General features: G+C 57.3%; 18 protein-coding genes and 2 pseudogenes. 8 read left to right on the top strand and 12 right to left on the bottom strand.

The window, feature by feature from the left end; all coding sequences use genetic code 11:
- Window positions 1-81: 81 nt before the first annotated feature.
- Together BMZ32_RS10030 and BMZ32_RS10025 are read right to left on the bottom strand one after the other, a co-directional pair.
- On the bottom strand, window positions 82-1053 hold the full coding sequence (locus BMZ32_RS10030; RefSeq protein WP_090241831.1) for an alpha/beta fold hydrolase: 972 nt from the start codon (window positions 1051-1053) through the stop codon (window positions 82-84).
- 85 nt (window positions 1054-1138) lie between these two features.
- Window positions 1139-1969 (bottom strand): undecaprenyl-diphosphate phosphatase, encoded by an 831-nt coding sequence (locus BMZ32_RS10025; RefSeq protein WP_090241830.1) that lies wholly within the window; start codon window positions 1967-1969, stop codon window positions 1139-1141.
- A gap of 325 nt (window positions 1970-2294) precedes the next feature.
- Here BMZ32_RS10025 and BMZ32_RS19795 point away from each other — a divergent pair.
- From BMZ32_RS19795 to BMZ32_RS10005, 5 genes and pseudogenes are all read left to right on the top strand, one after another.
- A pseudogene (locus tag BMZ32_RS19795) lies at window positions 2295-3023 on the top strand (cache domain-containing protein); the annotation flags it as partial.
- Between the two features lie 141 nt (window positions 3024-3164).
- A pseudogene (locus BMZ32_RS19790) lies at window positions 3165-3929 on the top strand (methyl-accepting chemotaxis protein); the annotation flags it as partial.
- A 7-nt stretch (window positions 3930-3936) separates the two neighbouring features.
- Window positions 3937-4551: a hypothetical protein gene (locus BMZ32_RS10015; protein WP_090241828.1), complete on the top strand. Its 615-nt coding sequence runs from the start codon at window positions 3937-3939 to the stop codon at window positions 4549-4551.
- A 446-nt stretch (window positions 4552-4997) separates the two neighbouring features.
- Complete coding sequence (locus tag BMZ32_RS10010) at window positions 4998-6656, top strand: nitrite/sulfite reductase (RefSeq protein WP_090241827.1); 1659 nt, start codon at window positions 4998-5000, stop codon at window positions 6654-6656.
- Window positions 6640-7137, top strand: coding sequence for a DUF934 domain-containing protein (locus tag BMZ32_RS10005; protein WP_090241826.1), 498 nt, complete (start codon window positions 6640-6642; stop codon window positions 7135-7137). The genes BMZ32_RS10010 and BMZ32_RS10005 overlap by 17 nt, the downstream gene beginning before the upstream one ends.
- Window positions 7138-7194: 57 nt before the next feature.
- On the opposite strand, the gene BMZ32_RS10000 is transcribed toward BMZ32_RS10005, so the two are convergent.
- A complete protein-coding gene (locus BMZ32_RS10000) occupies window positions 7195-8184 on the bottom strand; it encodes a YhdH/YhfP family quinone oxidoreductase (RefSeq protein ID WP_090241825.1) in 990 nt (329 codons plus the stop codon).
- A gap of 25 nt (window positions 8185-8209) precedes the next feature.
- Window positions 8210-9229, bottom strand: coding sequence for a protease SohB (sohB, locus tag BMZ32_RS09995; RefSeq protein WP_090241824.1), 1020 nt, complete (start codon window positions 9227-9229; stop codon window positions 8210-8212).
- A 208-nt stretch (window positions 9230-9437) separates the two neighbouring features.
- On the opposite strand from sohB, the gene BMZ32_RS09990 reads away from it, so the two are divergent.
- Window positions 9438-10148, top strand: coding sequence for a histidine phosphatase family protein (locus tag BMZ32_RS09990; RefSeq protein ID WP_090241823.1), 711 nt, complete (start codon window positions 9438-9440; stop codon window positions 10146-10148).
- A 60-nt stretch (window positions 10149-10208) separates the two neighbouring features.
- Window positions 10209-10520 (top strand): SCP2 sterol-binding domain-containing protein, encoded by a 312-nt coding sequence (locus tag BMZ32_RS09985; protein ID WP_090241822.1) that lies wholly within the window; start codon window positions 10209-10211, stop codon window positions 10518-10520.
- 88 nt (window positions 10521-10608) lie between these two features.
- On the opposite strand, the gene guaD is transcribed toward BMZ32_RS09985, so the two are convergent.
- From guaD to BMZ32_RS09960, 5 genes are all read right to left on the bottom strand, one after another.
- Window positions 10609-11913, bottom strand: coding sequence for a guanine deaminase (gene guaD, locus BMZ32_RS09980; protein WP_090241821.1), 1305 nt, complete (start codon window positions 11911-11913; stop codon window positions 10609-10611).
- A 75-nt stretch (window positions 11914-11988) separates the two neighbouring features.
- A complete protein-coding gene (gene xdhC, locus BMZ32_RS09975; RefSeq protein WP_090242103.1) occupies window positions 11989-12825 on the bottom strand; it encodes a xanthine dehydrogenase accessory protein XdhC in 837 nt (278 codons plus the stop codon).
- A 244-nt stretch (window positions 12826-13069) separates the two neighbouring features.
- Window positions 13070-15466: a xanthine dehydrogenase molybdopterin binding subunit gene (gene xdhB / locus BMZ32_RS09970; RefSeq protein WP_090241820.1), complete on the bottom strand. Its 2397-nt coding sequence runs from the start codon at window positions 15464-15466 to the stop codon at window positions 13070-13072.
- Window positions 15459-16898 (bottom strand): xanthine dehydrogenase small subunit, encoded by a 1440-nt coding sequence (xdhA, locus tag BMZ32_RS09965; protein ID WP_090241819.1) that lies wholly within the window; start codon window positions 16896-16898, stop codon window positions 15459-15461. Before xdhA ends, xdhB begins: the two co-directional genes overlap by 8 nt.
- Window positions 16899-17237: 339 nt before the next feature.
- The gene (locus BMZ32_RS09960) at window positions 17238-17885 is read right to left on the bottom strand and encodes a hypothetical protein (protein ID WP_090241818.1); all 648 of its coding nucleotides are present in this window, start codon (window positions 17883-17885) and stop codon (window positions 17238-17240) included.
- 232 nt (window positions 17886-18117) lie between these two features.
- On the opposite strand from BMZ32_RS09960, the gene BMZ32_RS09955 reads away from it, so the two are divergent.
- On the top strand, window positions 18118-18903 hold the full coding sequence (locus BMZ32_RS09955) for a TSUP family transporter (RefSeq protein WP_090241817.1): 786 nt from the start codon (window positions 18118-18120) through the stop codon (window positions 18901-18903).
- Here the strand turns inward: BMZ32_RS09955 and nudC are convergent.
- The 3 genes from nudC to BMZ32_RS09940 are packed head-to-tail and all read right to left on the bottom strand — an operon-like array spanning window position 18871 to window position 22243.
- Window positions 18871-19698, bottom strand: a complete 828-nt coding sequence (nudC, locus tag BMZ32_RS09950; RefSeq protein ID WP_090241816.1) for an NAD(+) diphosphatase — start codon at window positions 19696-19698, stop codon at window positions 18871-18873. The two genes, BMZ32_RS09955 and nudC, sit on opposite strands and share 33 nt — an antisense overlap.
- 2 nt (window positions 19699-19700) lie before the next feature.
- The gene (locus BMZ32_RS09945) at window positions 19701-21380 is read right to left on the bottom strand and encodes a FimL-related protein (protein ID WP_090241815.1); all 1680 of its coding nucleotides are present in this window, start codon (window positions 21378-21380) and stop codon (window positions 19701-19703) included.
- Between the two features lie 50 nt (window positions 21381-21430).
- Window positions 21431-22243: a crotonase/enoyl-CoA hydratase family protein gene (locus BMZ32_RS09940; protein ID WP_090241814.1), complete on the bottom strand. Its 813-nt coding sequence runs from the start codon at window positions 22241-22243 to the stop codon at window positions 21431-21433.
- Window positions 22244-22303: the final 60 nt, after the last annotated feature.

The raw sequence follows: 22303 nt of genomic DNA, 5'->3' as shown, positions 1-22303 counted from the left end.
TTTTTTGTGGAAGCGGGTATTGCCTCGTTATCCGGCAGCGGACGTTTTTCACGGACGTGGCTGGCAAGCCTTCGGAAGGACTCAAGTAGCCACATAGTGTCGCGCAAGGAAGTCCAGCAGACGCTGATTGACCTGCTCAGCCTGCTCGTTCTGAATCCAGTGGCCGCAATCTTTTAGAACGTGCTGCTCAAGTTGTGCGATGCGTTTGGGCATCTGTTTGAGGGTGTAGGCTTCGAGCGTGCCTACTGGGTCCCTATCACCTAGCAAAAACAGCGCTGGCTGTTCGATCTGTCGATCAGCCAGCGTCTCAGTACGCTGCCAGTTGCGCTCAAAATTACGGTACCAGTTGACTGCACCATAGAAGCCGCGATCTTTGAAGGTGTGTAGGTATTCGGTAAAGGCAGCGGCGTCACACCAAACCGGTAATGTACCGGGATCGTGCATGCCATCAAACAGCCCTGCCCCTGCGGGTTTTTCCTGCAGGAAGTGATCTTTAGGCGCGGCGGCAGAGGTGTTGTACATCATCATGCGCAGGGTGCGCGGTATGTCGGCATCCATTTCCGCCTCAGCTACGCCAGGCTCTTGGAAGTGCAGGATGTAATGAAAACGCTCGGCATACAGCTGGCGCATGATGTCGGTGGCCGGCTGCTTCGGCCGACCGCCGAAGGGCACGGCCATGCCGACCACAGCGTTGACTCGCGCAGGCTCAAGCAAGGCCAGGTGCCAGGCAATTGGCGCGCCCCAATCGTGACCTACAACACACACCTGATGCTGGCCGAGTTGATCCATGGCGGCCTGGATGTCGGCGCAGATCGTCAGCACGTCATAGGCGGCCGGATCGCGCGGAGCGCTGCTCTGGCCATAGCCACGCATTTCTGGGATGAGCACGCGATAACCAGCAGCCGCCAAAGGCGCAATCTGCTGTCGCCAAGAATGCCAACACTCAGGGAAACCGTGCAACAGCCAGAGTGCTCGGCCCATTTTAGGGCCCGCACTGTAAAGGCTCAGGTCGATACCGTTGACCTCGAGTATCTGATGCTCAAGCTGATCCATATTCGCCTCCGTTATCTACGGCCACTATGACAAAGGCGCAACCGAAGATGCGCCTTTATTCACCCGCCGAATACGCTTGCAGTGATCAGCCTTGCACAGTGCTCCAATCGATCCACTGCAATTGCCAAGTGGCCAAAATCAGCAACCCGAAACCGATGCGGTACCAGGCAAAGGCCGCGTAGCTGTGGTTGCCAATAAACTTGAGCAGTGCCCGCACCGCAATCATGGCGAAGATAAACGAGGTGACAAAACCAATGGCAAACACCGGCAAGTCGGAGAGCTGAAACACCTCACGGTACTTGTAGCCGGAATACACTGCCGCACCCACCATGGTCGGCATGGCGAGGAAAAAGGAAAACTCGGTCGCCGCCTTGCGCGACAGGCCGAACAACAGGCCGCCGATAATGGTTGCGCCCGAACGCGAAGTGCCCGGAATCATCGCCAAACACTGGGCGAAACCGATCTTCAGCGCATCTTGCCAGGTCATCTCATCCACACTCTCGGCGTGCACCAGGTGTTGGCGGCGCTCGGCCCAGAGCATGATCACCCCACCTACCACCAGTGCCAGGGCAACAGTAATCGGGTTGAATAGATAGTGGTGGATCAGGTCGGCAAACAAAACGCCCAGCGCCACAGCCGGTAGAAAAGCGATCAATAGATTGGCTGTAAAGCGTTGCGCTTGAGGCTCTTTCGGCAAGCCCACAACAATCTCGAGAGTTTTGCGCCGGTACTCCCACACCACCGCAAGAATCGCCCCCAATTGGATGATGATATTGAAAGCCATCGCCCGATCACCACCAAAGCCGATCAGGTCGGCCACGATGATCTGGTGTCCGGTGCTGGAAATTGGCAAAAACTCGGTAATGCCTTCAACAATGCCCAGAATCAGTGCCTGAACAGCAACCCAAAGATCCATCCCCACTCCTAAAATCGCGCCTTATATGGCACGAACAACAAACATGATGATGATCTAAAGAGAATTATCCGAGGGTGTGCACCACAAGCCTCTCCTGCCGGACAAAAACAGACAAATCAGATACTTAGTCAACGGCAGTACAAATCGTAGCAGAGAACTCACTCACCTGACGCGTACTGTCTTGTGCAAGCACAGGCTCCACGAACTAAGACCATCGCCCACCTAGACTTCGTCGGCCTACCAATTATCCTGAGATCTAAGGCAGTGAAGCAACGTGCTTAACCTATTAGGGCGAGCTCACGGCCACTCAAAAAGGAATACGTTTATGAATAGCCTGCGCAGCATGCCTATCAACCGTCGTTTATGGCTAATTCTGGTGGTGGCGATCACCATGCTGGTTATTCAGGGCGCCTTATTGCTCAAGCAAATTCGCACCGATCTTTACGCTGCCAAGGCAGAGAAGACACAGCATGTGGTGCAGAGCGCGGCAGGCATTTTAGAGCATTATCAAATCTTGGAAGCTGCAGGTAGCCTGTCCCGCGAAGACGCGCAGAAGCAGGCAATGGAAACGATCCGCGGCTTACGCTATTCCGGGCAGGAATACTTCTGGATCAATGACCAAACACCGGTAATGGTCATGCACCCGACAAACCCTAAGCTGGAAGGCCAGAACCTGTCTGGATTCAAAGATCCCGACGGCAAGGCGCTGTTCAATGAGATGGTGGCCATCAGCAAGAGCCAGGGCGCGGGACAGGTTGATTACCGCTGGCCCAAGCCCGGGGCGAGCGAGCCAGTACCCAAGATCTCCTACGTGCAACTCTTTCAGCCATGGGGTTGGATCATCGGCTCTGGCGTCTATGTTGATGATGTGCAAACTGAGTTTAAAACCCAGGCGCTCAACACCATCGCGATTGGGCTGGCGATTGCTGTGCTGCTGATTTTACTAGTGGTACTAATCATGCGCAGCATCACCCAACCGTTGCAGCAAGCCGTCAGCGCGATGGCCAATATCGCCAGCGGCGATGGCGATCTAACGCGCAACCTCGACACCCACGGTAACGATGAACTGACCGCCCTGTCCCGCCACTTCAATGCGTTTACCGAGAAACTGCGCCTGGTGATCAAACAGTCTCTGGACTCCGCCAGCCAGCTTGATGTCGCCGCCCGAGAACTGGGACAGATATCCGGCCAGTCACAACAGCACAGCGAGCAGCAATCGCAACAAATGGAATTAGTTGCCACAGCCATCAACGAGGTGACCTACGGTGTCCAGGATGTGGCGAAAAATGCCGAGCACGCCTCCAGCGAAGTGCATGCCGCCGAAAATCAGGCCACTCAGGGTCAGCAAAATATTGAAGCCAGCCTGCGGCAAATTAACGAGCTGTCCAGTACGATTGACCAGGCCGTGGCAGTGATTCAAGCGCTGGCTCAAGAAAGCACGCAGATTGGCAGCGTACTGGAGGTGATTCGCTCAATTGCCGAACAGACCAACCTACTGGCACTCAACGCAGCCATTGAAGCGGCCCGTGCCGGCGATGAAGGTCGCGGCTTTGCCGTAGTAGCCGACGAAGTGCGCCTACTGGCACAACGCACGCAAAAATCCACGGCGGAAATCCAGCTAATGATCGAGCGCCTACAAGGCAACTCAGAAGCGGCGGTCAAGGTCATCCATGACAGCAGCCAGGCCGCACAGCTGACCATTGAGCAGGCGAGTCTGGCAGGCGCGAGCCTCACGCAGATCACCAGCGGGCTGCGCAACCTCAGCGGCTTGAACGCTTCCATCGCTAGCGCGACGCTGCAACAATCGCACGTGGTCGAAGACATTAACCAGAACGTCACCCAAGCCGCCAGCCTGGCTCATAACAATGCTGTGGCGGCGCAACAATCCAGCGATGCAGGGCAACACCTAGGCCAGTTGGCTGAGCAGCTAAACCGGCTGCTTGGGCAGTTCCGGGTATAAGGATTACATGAGCAGCATGGAACACCAGGAAGTCGATCTAAGCAAACCGCAGAACCCAGACCTGATCTGGGACTTGGACAACATCGCCCGGCGCGAGCTGGCCGAGCGCTTTATCAAACTGTTCGAAAATCGCCTGTGCGTTTACTCGGAATCGACACGTCAGCTGTATACCAACTACGACCTGCATTTCCCCTGCGACTTGGGCCGCAAGATGGTGGTACTGCCCAATCCATACGCCTTCCACGACACCCTGCACGGCATTGAAGCTCAGGCGATACGCAAGACTGGGCTATGCGTACTGCCCGGCGTGGTATTGAAAAAGCCAGGACTGCTGCTGACGACCATGATCAAGGAAGGCGGCCCTGCACCAAAGACGATGCAGTTCAAACCGGCCTTAGCGCAAATCATCAGCAACCAGAAAAAAGCCGGCGATATCTTTCTGCCGATCATGATCAAAGGCGATTTGCGTGAGTTTAATCAGCAAATGCCCTACATCCACCTGCACCGCTTACAAGTCAGCCGCCTGACTCGACTATCGACCTTCGAGCGTGACGATATTCAGCAGACCATCACGCGCAAACTGCTTATGTTGTATCGCCAAGCCGATAGCCTCAATTGTTAATAAATCGTGCGGACTAGCCCTCAACAACAAAGGCCCGCGTTACCGAGGGCCTTTAGTGTGTTTATAAACGGCAAGTGATTGTGGGGTTTAGGCGCTATTGCTGGCTGACCCAAAAAACTACGCTGACGACAAAGATTACTATCAAGGCGAAAATAGCCTTGGCATCGACCACACTATCGGCGTTTTCTGGTTCGCTATGTTCGGTCATGGACTACCCCTCTTGTTATGTTTATAGGTGAATCGCCTATTGCAGTTAAGACCAGCGCACTCGCTTACTCAAGCCGGACAGCTATGTTTAACGGCCGGCTTATCCCTTTAAGATCTTTCCATATACTCAAACATCACTTTTGCGCATAACTCCGAGCTGGTATCTTCCTCGGCCTCCGCCAGGACTGCGCGGCCGTGCGCGCTGATTAGCTGTAAAAAGCCTGATAACAGGACATGACATGTACGTATACGACCAGTACGACCAAAAAATCGTCGAAGACCGCGTCAAGCAATACCGCGATCAAACCCGCCGTTATCTGGCTGGTGAACTGAGCGGAGAAGAATTCCGCCCACTGCGCCTGCAAAATGGCCTGTATATCCAGCGCTTTGCGCCCATGCTGCGCGTTGCTGTGCCATACGGACTGATGTCATCGACGCAAGTGCGCATGATGGCCAAGATCGCCCGCGACTACGACAAAGGCTATGCACACATCAGTACCCGCCAGAACGTGCAGTTCAACTGGCCAGACCTGGAAGATGTTCCCGACATTCTTGCCGAGCTGGCCACTGTGCAGATGCACGCGATTCAGACCAGCGGCAACTGCATTCGCAACACCACCACCGACCAGTTTGCTGGCGTGGCCAAGGATGAGCTCATCGACCCACGGCCGTGGTGCGAAATTATTCGTCAATGGTCAACCTTCCATCCTGAATTCACCCACCTGCCGCGCAAATTCAAAATTGCGGTTAACGGCGCAGTAAGCGATCGCGTGGCAATCGAAGTGCACGACATCGGCCTGGAAGCCGTTCAGAACGACGCGGGTGAACTGGGATTCCGTGTCTCCGTCGGTGGCGGCCTGGGCCGTACCCCAATTGTCGGCAGCTTCATCAACGAATTCCTGCCGTGGCAGCACCTGATCAGCTACCTCGATGCCATCCTGCGTGTGTACAACCGCTATGGCCGTCGTGATAACAAGTACAAGGCGCGTATCAAGATTCTGGTCAAAGCCCTCACCCCTGCTGTCTTTGCCGAGCGCGTGGAAGCCGAATGGGCCCACCTGAAAGACGGCCCTAGCACCCTTACTGATGCCGAAGTGGCGCGCGTTACCGCGCACTTTATCGACCCAAGCTACAAAGTCCTCGACGATCAGGTCGCCGCGCTTGCAGCGCTGGATGCTGAGCACCCAGGCTTTGCCCGCTGGCGTAAGCGCAACACCTTTTCTCATAAGAAGCCGGGTTATGTCGCCGTCACCCTGTCGCTTAAACCGACGGGCGTGGCGCCAGGAGATGTCACCGACAAGCAGTTTGATGCTATTGCTGACCTGGCCGAGCGCTACAGCTTTGCTGAAGTGCGTAACAGCCATAACCAAAACATCATCCTCGCGGATGTCGAGCAAGCGCAGTTGTTCACCCTCTGGGGCGAGCTGCGTGAGCATGGTTTTGCCACACCAAACGTGGGCCTGTTGACCGACATCATCTGCTGCCCAGGAGGCGACTTTTGCTCGCTGGCCAATGCTAAGTCGATCCCGATTGCTGAAGCCATTCAACGTCGCTTCGATGACCTGGACTACCTGTTCGACATCGGCAATATCGACCTGAACATCTCCGGTTGCATGAACGCCTGCGGTCACCACCACGTCGGCCACATCGGTATCCTCGGCGTGGACAAAAAAGGCCAAGAGTTCTATCAGGTATCTCTCGGCGGCAGCGCCGGCCGTGATGCCAGCTTGGCGCAGATTCTTGGCCCATCCTTCGCTGAAGCGGATATGGCCGACGTAATCGACAAGATCGTCAAGGTCTATGTTGAGCGTCGCACTGAAGAAGAAAGTTTCCTCGACACCTTCCGCCGTGTCGGTGTTGCACCGTTCAAGGAGCGCGTATATGCAGCGAATCATTAAGAACGGTCAGCTGGTCGATGAAAGCTGGCACCTGCTGCCCAAAGACGCCACGTTGGACGGTATTTCCAACTGTGACGACCTGATTGTGCCGCTGACTCTGTGGGTCGAGCACAGCACGGCGCTCAAGGCTCGCGATGGCGGCCTGGGTGTGTGGCTGGAGGCCGGTGAGGAAATCGAGGAAATCGCTGATCAGCTGGATAACTTCCAAGTCATCGCGCTGAACTTTCCAACCTTCACCGATGGCCGCCATTGCTCCACCGCCTACCTGCTGCGTAACCGCTACGGATACACCGGTGAAGTACGCGCCATCGGCGACGTGCTGCGCGATCAGCTGTTCTCCTACCTGCGCGTAGGCTTCGATGCCTTCGCCCTGCGTGAGGACAAAGACCCGCTGGATGCCTTGAAAGCGTTCGAGGAATTCAGCGAGGTTTACCAGGCCTCAACTGACCAGCCACTGCCGCTGTTCCGGCGCCGTGCCTGATTAAGGCACGCAACGCAAAAGGCCCGGAAAACCGGGCCTTTTTTATAACCGCGCCACTTAGCCCAAATTGACCAGTACGCGCCCTACTTGCTTGCCCGCCAGCACCTGGGCAATCGCCTCAGGTAATTGCTCTAGCGTCACTTCGCTGACCAGTGCATCCAAATTAACCTTCCATTGCAGCGACAGCTTGTCCCACATCGAGGCTTTGACCACCAACGGCAGCTCGACCGAATCGACCCCCAAAAGGTTCACCCCGCGCAAGATAAACGGCAGCACACTGCCCTTAAAGCCGACGCCAGCCGTCAGGCCGCAGCAAGCCGCACTGGCACCGTAGCGAAGCGATTTGACTACGTTGAACAGGATATCCCCGCCTACGCAGTCCACCGCGCCGGCCCACTGCTCCTTGAGCATCGACTTGTCGGCACCGTCCTGCAGCTCAGAACGCAGGACTATCTGCTGTGCGCCTAGTGTCTTGAGGTACTCCGCTTGCTCCGCTTTGCCGGTCGACGCGGCCACGCCGTACCCCAGCTTGGTCAGCAACGCCACCGCGACACTGCCAACGCCACCAGTTGCCCCAGTAACCAAGACGCGACCCGCGTCGGTCGTTAGCCCGCTTTGCTCAAGTTTGTCCACACACAGCGCAGCTGTCAGCCCAGCGGTGCCGAGCACCATGGCCTCACGCAGGGACAAGCCTTTGGGCCGTTTCAGCGCCCAGCTAGCGGGAATACGGATGTACTGGGCAAAACCACCCGAGGTGTTCATGCCTAAGTCATAACCCGTGACGATCACCTCATCGCCAGCACTGAATTCGGCCACGCTGGAGGCTTCAACCACACCGGCGGCATCTATGCCTGGGGTGTGCGGGAAGCTTTTGGTCACGCCGCGGTTACCGCTGGCAGACAACGCATCTTTGTAATTAAGCGAGGAGTATTTAACCCGAATCAGCAGCTCACCAGCCGGCAACTCGTCAATATCGCGTTGCACAATCACTTGCTCGAAACCACCCGTTGCGTTTTCCCGGGCCTGTAATGCACTGAACTTGCTCATGCTCTTCCTCTGTATGACAGATCAATTACCAGAAGCGCTGTTGATTTAACCGGCTCAGCCAGTTTAGGACAAAACGATCCAGCGCTACGCTGCCCGCCAACCCAACACGCTCCTGCAGGGATTTCTTCTCGGCATAGTGCAAATGAAACAGCTCGGCACTTTTTGCCCGCTCTGCCAGGTATTCGTCACTGGTCTTAAGCTCATCGACCAGCTGCTTTTCCAGCGCCGTTAAGCCGAGCCAAACTTCACCGGTGGCAATTTGATCAATATCTAGCTGCGGCCGGTAGCGCGCAACAAAGCCCTTGAACAACTCATGGGTGGTTTCCAGGTCTTCCTGGAATTTCTCCCGACCCTTCTCGGTGTTCTCGCCAAACACCGTCAGGGTGCGCTTGTATTCGCCGGCGGTGAGCACTTCAAAATCGATGTCATGCTTTTTCAATAGTCGGTGCACATTAGGCAACTGCGCCACCACGCCAATCGACCCCAGAATGGCGAATGGCGCGGAAATAATCTTCTCGCCAATGCAGGCCATCATGTAGCCGCCACTGGCCGCTACCTTGTCGATGCAGATGGTCAGTGGTACGCCTGCCTGGCGAATCCGCGCCAGCTGCGAAGAGGCCAAACCATAGCTGTGTACCATGCCACCGCCGCTTTCTAGGCGCAGTACCACTTCATCCTGGGGCGTAGCCATGCTCAGCAAAGCTGTAATTTCGTGACGCAGGCTGTCGGTGGCCGAGGCTTTAATATCGCCATCAAAATCCAGCACGTATACGCGCGGTTTATGGATGCCAGCCTTCTTCTCCTGCTTGGCAGCCTTGGTTTCGGCTTTGCTGGCAGCCTTCAGCTGATCTTTATCGAGCACCGCGTGCTCCATACGCTGCTGCAACTGCTTAAAGAAGTCATTGAGTTTGTTCACCTGCAGCTCGCCAGTGCGCTGACGACCCTTACTGCGCAGCGCGGCAATCATCACCAACACGACGAGGATGGCCACAACCAAGGTCACTGTCTTAGCCAGAAAGCCAATGTACTCTGCAAAAAACTCCACGTATTCCCCCCTTACTCAATGGCAGCGCCCGTTAATCGTCAACGCCGGTGGCCGCAAGCATACCGAGGCCATAGGTTGGCGACCAGCAAGCAAGGCTTCGACATTCAGCGCATCGATGCAATTCAAACAAGCGTATGTTTTTACGTTGACAGCCCTTGAGCTTCCTCATACCCTCGCCAAACTTTCACCGTACCGGAAACCAGCGGACGTGGGCAGCATCTATCTAATTCGACATGGCCAAGCCTCATTCGGTGCCGACAACTACGATGTGCTATCGCCCATCGGCATTCGTCAGGCCGAAGTCTTGGGCGCACACCTCGCACAACTTGGAATGCGCCTTGATCGCAGCGTCAGCGGTAGTCTGCGTCGTCAGCAGCATACGGCCGACAGCGCTCTGCAGCAGTTGCGCGCGGCTGATATTGCGGTACCACCGCTGGAAACTGATTCTGCGTTCAATGAGTTTGATGCCGACGCGGTAATCCGCGCCCTGCTCCCGGACATACTGGGTGAAGAACCAGAAGCCCTGCATATCCTGCGTAATGGCGCCCACAACCGTGCCGAATTTCAGCGCCTGTTCGCCAAACTGATTGGCCGCTGGATTTCAGGCGAACACGACAAGTCGGACCTGCAAAGCTGGCAAGGCTTCATCGAACAGGTTCAAGGTGGCCTCGACCGCCTGCTGGAACAGGCTGGCAGCAAGCAGAATATCGCTGTATTCACCTCCGGCGGCACCATCACCGCCCTGCTGCATTTGATTACCGGGATACCGCCTGCTCAAGCGTTTGAGCTGAACTGGCAAATTGTTAACACCTCACTGAGCTGCCTGAAATTTCGCGGCAGCCAAGTGAGCCTGGCTTCCTTCAACAGCCATGTGCATTTACAGCTGTTGAAGGCGCCGGAGCTCATCACATATCGTTGAGCTACGGCCCACTGCACCCATTAAGGGCGCTAGAAAAAACCTGAAAAAAAGGAATAAACCATGAGCGTTGCAGACATCGTCAATACCATGCACTCCAAGTTCAACGCCGGTGCCGCTGCAGGCCTGGACCTGGTGTTCCAATTCAACATCGAAGATGGTGAGAACTACGCCCTGATCGTTAAGGACGGTACCTGCACCGTTGAACAAGGCGAAAACCCTAACGCCAGCGTGACCCTGATCATGGACACCGAAACCCTGAAAGGTATCACCAGTGGCGAGACCGACGGCATGCAAGCCTTCATGTCTGGCAAACTGCGCGCCGAGGGCGACATGATGCTGGCTATGAAATTGGGTGAACTGTTCCCAGTTTAAAAAGCACTACCGCCGCAATAAAAAACCGGAGCCAAGGCTCCGGTTTTTTATTGCGTGGCGCTTTTACAAGCTGGCGTAACGTTAGGACTTAATCACGACAATGCACTGACTGGCCGGCGGCGAAGGTTTGCTTGATGGCGCGGTCATCACCGAGCATGATCAGAGCGAACAACCTTTCTTCGAGCGTCCTGGCTTGCTGCATGCGGTAGCTGATCAAAGGTGTGGCGTTGTAATCGAGGACCACGAAGTCGGCGTCTTTGCCGGGCATGAAGTTGCCGAGCTTGTCGTCCAGGTACAGCGCGTTGGCCCCGCCGAGTGTGGCCAGGTACAGCGACTTGAACGGGTCAAGCTTCTTGCCCTGCAGTTGCATGACCTTGTAGGCCTCGTTCAACGACTGCAGCTGACTGAAGCTGGTACCCGCACCGACGTCGGTACCCAGGCCGACGCGCACGCCGTGTTCTTCAAGTTTATTTAGATCGAACAAGCCGCTGCCGAGGAACAGATTCGAGGTCGGGCAGAAGGCCACGGCAGAACCTGTCTCAGCCAAGCGCTGGCACTCGTCGTCGCACAGATGCACGCTGTGAGCGAACACCGAGCGTGCACCGATCAGCTTGAAGTGGTCGTACACATCCAGGTAGCCCTTGCGCTCAGGGAATAGCGCCCTGACCCATTCGATTTCCTTAAGGTTCTCGGACAGGTGGGTGTGCATATACAGGCCCGGATATTCACCAAACAGTTTGCCCGCAAGCTCCAGTTGCTCCGGGGTGCTGGTCGGGGCAAAGCGTGGCGTCACCGCGTAATGTAGACGGCCCTTGCCGTGCCAGCGCTCGATCAGCTCTTTGCTATCCGCGTAGCCGGATTCCGGTGTATCCGTCAGGTAGTCAGGCGCGTTGCGGTCCATCAGCACCTTGCCGGCGATCATGCGCAGGTTCAGCGCCTCGGCGGCTTCGAAGAAGGCGTCTACCGATTGCTTGTGCACGCTGCCGAATACCAAGGCGGTGGTGGTGCCGTTGCGCAGCAGCTCCTTGAGGAAGATGCCAGCCACGTCAGCCGCATGGGCCTTGTCGGCAAACTGCTGTTCGGTGGGGAAAGTGTAGGTGTTCAGCCAGTCCAGCAGTTGCTCGCCATAAGAGGCGATCATCCCGGTTTGCGGGTAGTGGATATGGGTGTCGATAAAACCGGGGGTGATCAGCGCATCGCGGTATTCGGTGATTTCAACGCCCTTGAGGGTGGGCAGCAGGTCGGCGGCAGGGCCGACTTTGGCCACCTGGCCATTTTTGATAACCAGCAGACCGTCTTCGAAGTATTCATAGGATTGCTCAACGCCCACCACGGCCGGGTCGGCGAGGCTGTGCAGGATGGCGGCGCGGTAGGCTTTTACGTTGGTACTCATGCTGATCTCGATAAGTCGATGAATGTGTAAACGGCATCGGTTGAATTTTTTTAGGCGCGTTACCAGGCATAAGACTCATGCGTTGCTGCGGCGGTTAACGGGTAGCAGCTTGGCAACGCTTGACTGACCCTTTTTGTTCTCTTGGCCAAAGGCGGCGTTATAGGTGGCGATCACTTCGCCGGCGATGGACACGGCGATTTCTACCGGTAACTTTCCTTTAACCTCGGACAGACCCATGGGGCAGCGCATGCGTGCTACCACTGCTGGATCGAAACCGCGATCACGCAGGCGATGTTCAAATTTGCTGCGCTTGGTTTGCGAGCCGATCAGGCCGTAGTAGTTGAAGTCGTTGCGCTTGAGGATTGCCGCGCTCAGCTCCAGGTCGAGCTGATGGTTGTGGGTCATGACGATAAAGTAGCTGCCGACAGGCATGCGCTCGATTTCGTCGACCACCTCTTCGTTAACCACTTTGTCCACGTTTGCTGGGATCTGCTCGGGAAACTCGTTTTCCCGCGAGTCGATCCAGCGCACCTTGCACGGCAGGCTTGCCAGCAGCGGCACCAGGGCTCGGCCGACATGGCCCGCACCGAATACGGCGATCTGCGCCTGCGGTTGGCCCATGGGTTCGAACAGCAGCACGGTCGCGCCGCCACAGCACTGGCCGAGGCTGGCGCCGAGACTGAAGCGCTCTAAGCGGGTGTCCTGGCTGCGGTTGTCGAGCATTTCGCGGGCCAGCTCCATCGCCTTGTATTCCAGATGACCGCCACCGATGGTCTCGAAAATGCGGTCAGCGGTGACCACCATTTTCGAGCCGGCATTGCGCGGGGTTGAGCCGCGTTCTTCGATGATGGTAACCAGCACGCAAGCTTGACCTTGCTGCTGCAGTTCGGCGAGGGCGCTGATCCAGCTCATTTGCTCAGCCTCCAGGTAGGTGGCAGTTGTCCGGGGCGCGGTAGGCGCCAGTTGCTCGGCGACGGATCCAAGATTGGAACCGGCGCTGGCGGAGTCGGTTGGGTCTTTGCGTCGGTGTTTTTTGTCATTGTTGTACACCTGCTTCGTTGTTCATTCACGCCTCTGGTGGACAACGCTTTGCGGTTGTCTACCCTACGCGAGGTAGGGTGGATGTCGCGCAGCACATCCACCAAAGTGGTTGACGTTACGCCGGTTCAACCTCTGAAGCGGCGGCCGACGTGGCGTTCTGCTGCAGTTTCTTCATTTGCTCCACACCCCAGAGCACGCGCTCCGGTGTAGCAGGGGCGTCGATGTTCGGCTGTACCCGGTAGTCAGCGAGGCTGGCCACGGCGTCCTTGATCGCGCACCAAGTGGCGATGCCGAGCATAAACGGCGGCTCACCGACGGCCTTGGAGTGGAACACGGTGTCTTCCGGATTCTTGCGGTTTTCCACCAGCTTGACGCGCAGGTCCAGCGGCATGTCGGCGATGGCCGGAATTTTGTAGCCAGCGGGACCATTGGTGACCAGCTTGCCTTTGTTGTTCCACACCAGTTCTTCGGTGGTCAGCCAGCCCATGCCCTGAACGAAGGCGCCTTCGACCTGACCGATGTCGATGGCCGGGTTCAGCGAGGCGCCGACGTCATGCAGGATGTCGGTGCGCAGCATCTTGTACTCGCCGGTCAGGGTATCGACGATCACCTCGGAACAGGCGGCGCCATAGGCAAAGTAGTAGAACGGACGACCGGCAGCTTTGTCACGGTCGTAGAAGATCTTCGGCGTGCGGTAGAAACCGGTGCTGGAGAGCGAGACCTGGCCGAAGTAAGCCTTCTGAATCACTTCTTCGAAACTCAAGAACAGATCACGCACGCGCACTTGGCTGTTGCGGAACTCGACGTCTTCTGGAGTGACCTTGTATTCGCGCACCAAGAAGTCGACCAGGCGCTGCTTCAGCGTTTCGGCGGCGTTCTGCGCGGCCTTACCGTTGAGGTCAGTACCGCTGCTTGCTGCCGTCGGCGAGGTGTTCGGCACCTTGTCGGTGTTGGTTGCGGTGATCTGGATGCGCGAGATATCCACCTGCAGTACTTCGGCAACGATCTGCGCGACCTTGGTGTTGAGGCCTTGACCCATCTCGGTGCCACCGTGGTTCAGGTGAATCGAACCGTCGGTGTAGATGTGGATCAGCGCGCCGGCTTGGTTGAGGAAGGTGGCGGTGAAGCTGATACCGAATTTAACCGGAGTCAGTGCCAGGCCTTTCTTCAATACCGGGCTTTTGGCGTTAAACGCGCGGATTTCTTCACGGCGTTTGGCATAGTCACTGCTGGCCTCCAGTTCGGCGGTCATCTCGTGGATGACGTTGTGCTCGACGGTCTGGTGGTAGTGGGTGACGTTGCGCTCGGTCTTGCCGTAGTAGTTGGTCTTGCGCACTTCCAACGGGTCTTTGCCCAGGCTGCGGGCGATCGCGTCCATGATCTCTTCGATGGCAACCATCCCTTGCGGGCCGCCGAAGCCGCGGTAAGCGGTGTTCGAGGCGGTGTTGGTCTTGCAGCGGTGACCATTGATGGTGGCGTTACCGAGGAAATAGGCGTTGTCGGAGTGGAACATCGCACGGTCGACAATCGAGCCAGACAGGTCGGGCGAGTAGCCGCAGTTGCCGGCCAGTTCGATTTCGATGCCATGCAGCAGGCCGTTGTCGTCGAAACCGACATCGTATTCGACGTAGAAAGGGTGACGCTTGCCCGTCATCTGCATGTCTTCAACACGCGGCAAACGCATCTTGGTTGGCCGGCCGGTGAGGTGCGCAATCACTGCGCACAGGCACGCCGGGCCTGCGGCCTGGGTTTCCTTGCCGCCGAAGCCGCCACCCATGCGGCGCATGTCGATAACGATCTTGTGCATCGGCACGCCGAGCACTTCGGCCACCAACTTCTGCACTTCGGTGGCGTTCTGCGTCGAAGTGTAGACGATCATGCCGCCATCCTCAGTCGGCATCACCGAGGAAATCTGGGTTTCCAGGTAGAAGTGTTCCTGACCACCGATATGCAGGCTGCCCTGCAGGCGGCGCGGCGCGGTGGCCAGTTCGGCGCTGGAGTTGCCGATTTTGTGCTGATGGCTGTCGAGTACGAAGTGCTTTTTGCGCAGGGCATCGACCACGTCCAATACCGGCTCAAGGTCTTCATATTCGATGATCGCGGCCATGGCCGCCTTGCGTGCGGTTTCCAGGCTATTGGCGCCGACGGCGAGTACGACTTGACCGACGTATTCAACTTTACCGTCTGCCAGCAGCGGGTCACCGGCCACCACCGGGCCGATATCCAGTTGGCCCGGCACGTCTTCGGCGGTAATCGCAATGGCTACACCGGGGATGGCGTAGCACGGGCTGGTGTCGATGCTGATGATGCGCGCATGTGCGCGGTCACTCATGCGGGCATAAACGTGCAGCTGGTTAGGGAACTCCAGACGGTCATCGACGTAGGTGGCTTCGCCGGATACGTGTTTGTCGGCGCTGTCGTGTTTAACGCTACGGCCAACACCGGTGGTGATATCGGCGCGGAACAGTTCGGCCAACTCGGCCTGGCTTTTGGCTACGTGATGGTTAGACATAAGCGGTCACCCGTGTTGCGACTTCTGGAGCCTGCATCTCAAGGAAGAATTTACGCAGCAGGTTCTGCGCGATGAGCAGGCGGTATTCCTTGCTGGCGCGGAAATCACTCAGCGGGGTGAAATCCTCGGCCAGCGCGGCGCAGGCGCGTTCGACCACATCTGGATACCAGGCCGAGCCTTGCAGCGCGGCCTCACAGGCGGCGGCGCGTTTCGGGATGGCCGCCATGCCGCCAAAGGCGATGCGCGCGCTTTGCACCACGCCGTCTTCGACCACCAGGTTGAAGGCGGCGCAGACGGCGGAGATGTCATCGTCCAGGCGCTTGGACACCTTGTAGGCGCGGAACGCCTGATTGCCCTGGTGGCGCGGCACGATGATCTTCTCGATAAATTCGGCTTCCTGGCGTGCAGTGACCTTGTAGTCGAGGAAGTAGTCTTCGATCGGCAAGGTGCGGCTTTCGCTACCTTTGCGCAGAACGATCTGTGCGCCCAGCGCGATCAGCAGCGGCGGGGCGTCGCCAATCGGCGAGGCGTTGCCAATATTGCCGCCCAGGGTGCCTTGGTTACGGATTTGTAGGGAGGCGAAGCGGTGCAATAGCTCGCCGAAGTCCGGGTAATCCTCAGCTAATGCGGCGTAGCAATCGGACAGTGCGGTGGCGGCGCCGATCTCGATGCTGTCGGCGCTGACTTCAACGCGCTTCATCGACTCGATATGGCCAACGTAGATCATCACCGGCAGTTCGCGGTGGAACTGGGTGACTTCAAGGGCTAGGTCGGTGCCGCCAGCCAGCAGGCGTGCTTCCGGGTTGGCCGCATACAGGTCGGCCAGGTCAGCGACGGTAAGCGGCAGCAGGCAGCGCTTGTCGCCACTGTTGAGCTCGGCGGTTTCGCGCGGGGCGATGCTTTTCAGCTGGGTAACGGTTTGCGCTTCGGCGTTATCGAACTGGTCCGGCTGCTTCTGGCAGCAGGCTTGTTCGGCGGCATCGATAATCGGGCGGTAACCGGTGCAGCGGCACAGATTGCCGGCCAGGGCTTCCATGGTGTCGGCCTTGTCGAAGCCGCTGCTGTTTTTCTGCAGGGCGAACAGCGACATGACGAAACCGGGGGTGCAGAAGCCGCACTGCGAACCGTGGCAGTCGACCATAGCCTGTTGCACGCTGTGCAGCTGGCCTTGGTGCTTGAGGTCTTCGACCGTGATCAATTGCTTGCCGTGCAGCGAGGAAACAAAGGTCAGGCAAGAGTTGAGGGTGCGATAGCGCACGCGCTCGCCATCCAGCTCACCGACCACAACGGTGCAAGCACCGCAATCGCCTGAAGCGCAGCCTTCTTTGGTTCCGGACTTGCCAACATGCTCACGCAGGTAGTTGAGCACGGTGACATTTGGGTCGAGGGCATGCTCAGTACGCAGCTCCCGGTTGAGTAAAAACTGGATCAAGGACGACCTCCAGGCACTTTATTGTTCTCGTATCAGGCTCTGCTTAAACGACTGCAGGGGACAACACAGCGTTTCCACACGGCTTGGCATGAGGCAAATCTAGAGTTTTCTGACTTTAGGGTCAACAAATATTTGACTCTTTGGTCAGCTGGTCATCATGCGATTCAGTTATGAACAAAAAAGCCAGACGACCCATATAATCGCTGGCTGACTTTGCGCTCGATAAACTACTGCGAAGGAAGTAAATCAGTACCGCGATTATGTGAGTTACTGCGCCAAAGAGGCTTGCCTACAAACCTCTCTGACAACAGCCATTAACGCGGTTTTATCGTGTGGAGCTTACTGCCAGTCCTTCAGTGCCTGTTTGGCCGCCGGATTCATCGGCTCGGCCAACAAACCAGCAGGCGTTAGGTTTATGCTGTAAACCGCCTCGTCGGCAAGCGGCAAAAAAGTCACCCGGCGCGCCTGTGGATCTAAAACAAACAGATCATGTTGACCCAACCGCAGCCAACGCCACAGATCGATGCCATAAGGGCTGCGCGCCAGTTCGACGCGTGTATGCAGGGCTAGACTTTGTTGTTCGATGGAGAGGAAACGTCCGGAAAGCTTTTCCAGACGATAACCCGGCTGCAAGCCGATCAAGTCCGCCAAACCCTTCCATTGCAGAAAGCGCGCATCCAGCTGCCACAGATCTCCTTCCATAGTCAGCGTCCGCTCACGACTGCCCTCCAGCAGGGTGACCCGATACAACGGGCCATCTGCCTTGAAGCTCAGTGTCGCCAGCGGCTTGCCTTCAGCAATCGGTGCATAGCTACGCAAATCGTTGGCCAGCACGCCAATCAGTACCGCCAAGGCGAGGAATACCAGGCCGCATGTGCCACGTAACCAACCGAGGAACCACTGCCGATTAAACAGAATGCGAACCGCTACAAAAGCGGCCAGTAACGCCAGCAGTGCTGTTGCCCATGCCAGTCCATCGTATTGCATCGCCGTGCATTCCTTATATGTGAAGTTGCGGGCATTATGCGCAGCTGCCAGGCCGGCGAACAGCAAGCGAGCAGCACAATTAGACACAGGGCGTATTTTTATGCCCAGCCATCATAGCGGCCACCCTACAAACCTTAGCTAGGCAATGTTAAAAGATGACGCTCTGCCATTTACAGCAGCGACCTGTCACCTATGGCTAGACAATGCTTAATATTTTTCCCGGTAATTTCTCATGGTTTTCCCGCTTGAACTCAGCGTAGACCTTTCAACGCTGGCCATTCTCGTTCTAGTCGCATTCATTGCTGGTTTTATCGATGCCATTGCCGGCGGTGGAGGTTTGCTAACCATTCCTGCGCTGCTCACTGCCGGCCTGCCGCCGCACCTGGCGCTAGGCACCAACAAACTCAGCTCAACCTTTGGCGCGGCCGCGGCCAGTTACACCTTCTATCGGCGCAAACTTTTTGACCCAAAACAATGGCGCAATGCCTTGATCGGTACGGCCGTCGGCGCACTGCTTGGCGCGGCCATGGCGCAATGGCTCCCTTCTGCATGGCTAAACCAAATGCTGCCTGTGGTGGTCTTTGCCTGCGGTCTGTACTTGTTATTTGGCAAAACGCCAGCCGCGCCGCTACTCGCCGATGCGCCGATCGCCAAGGGCCGGCAGTGGCCACAAAGCCTGAGTTTAGGCTTCTATGACGGCGTGGCCGGACCGGGTACAGGGGCGTTCTGGACGGTCAGCAGCCTGCTGCTCTACCCACTTGACCTGGTTAAGGCCAGCGGCGTGGCCCGCAGCATGAACTTTGTCAGCAATATTTGCGCACTCAGCGTGTTTATCTTCAGCGGGCAAGTAGCCTGGCTGCTCGGCCTGTGCATGGGGCTGGCGCTGATGGTCGGTGCATTTCTCGGCGCACGTACCGCGATCAAAGGCGGCTCGAAGTTTATCCGCCCGGTGTTCATCCTCGTGGTGCTGGGCTTGACCGTGCGTCTAGCCTGGCAGCACTGGTTCGGGCTGGCCTAAACGACGCGCGACATAGACATCGATCAGGTAGCGTGCAATCGAACGTGCCGCCGGCAACGGCGGCAAATCGTGCACGCTGAACCACCGCGCATCCTCGATTTCATCGACCTGCATAACAATATCGCCCGAAGCGTATTCGGCATGAAAACCCAGCATCAGTGAATGTGGGAAAGGCCAGCCCTGGCTGCTCAGGTACTGCACATTGTGGATTTCAACCCCAACCTCTTCGCGTACTTCACGGGCCACGCATTGCTCCACCGACTCACCGGCTTCGACAAACCCTGCCAGGGTGCTGTAGATACCGCTAACAAAACGTGGAGAACGCGCTAGGAGGATCTCATCACCGCGCGTGACCAGCACAATCATGCTGGGTGAAAGCCGCGGATAGTGTTGCAACTCGCAGCGCTGGCAATGCATAGCCCGCTGACCTGAAACATGCAGCATTGTCCCGCCGCAGCTGCCACAGAAGCGGTGCTGGCTGGCCCACGTGCCTATCTGCGTGGCGTAGCTGAGCAATTTGAAGGTATCAGCATCACCTTGCAGCATGAATTGACGCAGGCTTTGCCAGTTACAGCCGGCCAGCTCGAAGGGCTGATCCAGCTCTAATAGGTAAACCGCGTCGCCATCAAAATGGCCCAGACCATGCTCGGCTACGACTGGCAAGTCCTGTTTCTTTAACCATTCGCGGGGAAACAACACGCCGTTGCTGTCGCCCAGAAAGTGCTGCTTAAAATGTACGACAGCCCAGCCACCAGGCTGCTGGCTGTCGATACAACTGGCTTGCCAGCGCTGCATTTTCAAGCCTCCAACGGCATGCCCAGCGCCCGCACGCTTTCAGCAGCGAGGTCGAGCACACTTGGCTGTGTTTCCGGACGCATCACCGCACCGGCTTCAAGGTAGTACTCAAGGCTGCTCAGGGCATCGGCGAGGGTTTCTAGCATTTGCTCGGAAGGCATCTGCGGCGCATCAAACATCTGCCGCTGGATGTAATCGGCGCACGCACCGACTAACAAGGCGGCGCGCTCTTGATCGAGGAACCATAAGCCACCGCGCACGGCCTGCAGGCTAAACGGTACGTTGGACAGGTGCATGCGCTCGCCACCTGACTCGAGGTACGCCGTAATCGCCCGCTTGGCCAGCGCTAAACCCGCCTGCGCCTCATCGACCACGACAATGCGCGCTTCGTTGAGCTGATGCTGAGCAAACGATTCAGCCTCATTGCCAGGTTGCGCTGGGTTAGCCCGCACCTCACGGCGTTCACCACTCTCAAGGCTGGCAACCATACCTTCTACATACAACACCGCATCCGCCAGCTTGTTCAGCGCCTGCGGTTGCGGTGGGCTGGCCTCGCTCCAGCCGGCAACAACGTGCAGCTGGGCATTCAATGAGTTGCCTGCCGAGCTGAGCCCGACCATACCGAGGGTCTTGCTCAACTTGCCAAGTAGGGCATGCAGGCTGTTGAGGCTATCGCTTTGTAGGGTGCCGCGCTCGATCAGGTCGAGCATGTCTTTTAGGCTATTGAGTTCTTCACGGATGGCCGAACTCAGCGAGCGCATGACAGCCTGACCAGGACCGGCCAGACGCTGGTATTCCTCTTCCAGCAGGTGGTCGGTAAAAGGCAGCGGCGCCAGGCCGAACACCTCACTCAGCGCTGTCGCTTGCGGCCCGCGAGTGCCGGCCAGCGCTACCAGATAGAGCAGCTCTTTGAGCAAGCCACGCGGCGCTTCGTACTGGCCATTAATGAGCATCTGTTTAAGTTCGCGATCAATTCGCGAGAATAGTTGTTTACGCGATTTACGCGCCAGCAACTGCCCGTCAACCTGCGCTTCTACAGCCGCAGCGCCGACCCAACAAAGGCGGCCGCGCGGCTCGTTGGCAAATAAGCTATCGACACGGGTCAGCGCGCGGCCCATCAATTTGAGGCTGGCCTGCGGGTTCTGCTCACGGATAAAGCCCAGCAAACCCACTTGGTACATGTGCCGCAGACGTCGGCCTTCACTTTCGCGGACGGCGCCATCAACCTTGGCCGGCGCAGTACGTGGGCGGGCGTGGTCGAGACGTACGCTGAAAAAGAAGCTTTCAGGTAAGGCAGGCTGACCACCGGCTTGACGCAGGTCATTGATCGCCGGCAATAACAGCTCGGGCATTTCTTGACGATGTGCTTCGACGTTTTCCAGATAACGACGCAGGACGTGCAACGCGTTACTCAGGGCGGAAAGCTGCACATCGCGCTCTTCACCAGCACCCGCCGGGATGTCTGTGGCCTGATCCAGCACTTCCTGCGCCAGCAACTCAGCACCGGTTAGCTCAATCAGGTTCAAAGTACCGCGCACCTGATGCAGGTTTTCCACGGCCTGCTGCAGCAGGCTGCCGTTGTGGCGGTCAGCGATAAAGTGTTCGAGGCTCGACTCGGCCTCTTCCATGGTGGCGAACAGTTCGTCGCGCACCAGATTAAGCGACGTGGCTCCAGAAACCATGTGCTATTGCGCCTCCCGCGTCGGTGATAGAAGCAAATGGAAGGCCAGCATCAGTCAGCAAACTCCGGCTTCTGCTTGCTCATGTGCGCCGTCATGGCCACGCGCAGATCCGCCGATTGGAGCATGGCAGCGTTCCAGGTGGCGATGTATTCCAAGCCATCATCAACGCGATGGTCGCGCATGTAGCGGATCATCTCTTTGGTGCCGCGGATGGCCACAGGCGATTTACTGGCGATCTCGCGGGCAATGCCCATCACGCCATCCAGCAACGCATCGGCATCGGCATAAGTGCGGTTAACCAGGCCCATGCTGCGGGCCTCTTCACCCTCGATGGTGCGACCGGTAAAGGCCAGCTCGCGCATCATGCCGTCGCCAATAATGCGTGGCAGGCGCTGCAAGGTACCGACGTCCGCGGCCATGCCGATATCGATTTCCTTGATCGAAAATTGCGCATCAACCGTCGAATAACGCATATCACAAGCAGAGATCAGGTCAATCGCGCCACCCAGGCAATAGCCTTGAATGGCAGCAAGCACGGGCTTACGGCAATTGTCGACGGCGTTGAACGAGGCTTGCAGCTCGAGAATCTTGCGCCGCAGCTTTTCTGCGTTGCGCCCGACATCAGGACCCAACTGGCTACCGACTGAAGCCAGCATCATCAGGTCGATGCCTGAAGAGAAATGCTTGCCCGCGCCCGAGATCACCACAGCGCGCACCTCATCGGTGTCGTCGATCCAGCGGAAAATATCGATGATTTCGCGCCAGAAGTCCGCGTTCATCGCATTCACTTTCTCTGGGCGATTGATCACCACATGGGCGACCTTATCTGCCAACACGACATTAAAGGCTTTGTAGTCGGACACGGCAGTCATCCTTCAGCTGGGGGCGCAAGCGCACAATGAAATTTTCTTATGCTAAAAAAT

This window comes from Pseudomonas guineae, assembly GCF_900113745.1.
Classification (GTDB): domain Bacteria; phylum Pseudomonadota; class Gammaproteobacteria; order Pseudomonadales; family Pseudomonadaceae; genus Aquipseudomonas; species Aquipseudomonas guineae.
Note: the sequence above shows the minus strand (reverse complement) of the source record. Positions and strands in the feature narration are given on the sequence as shown.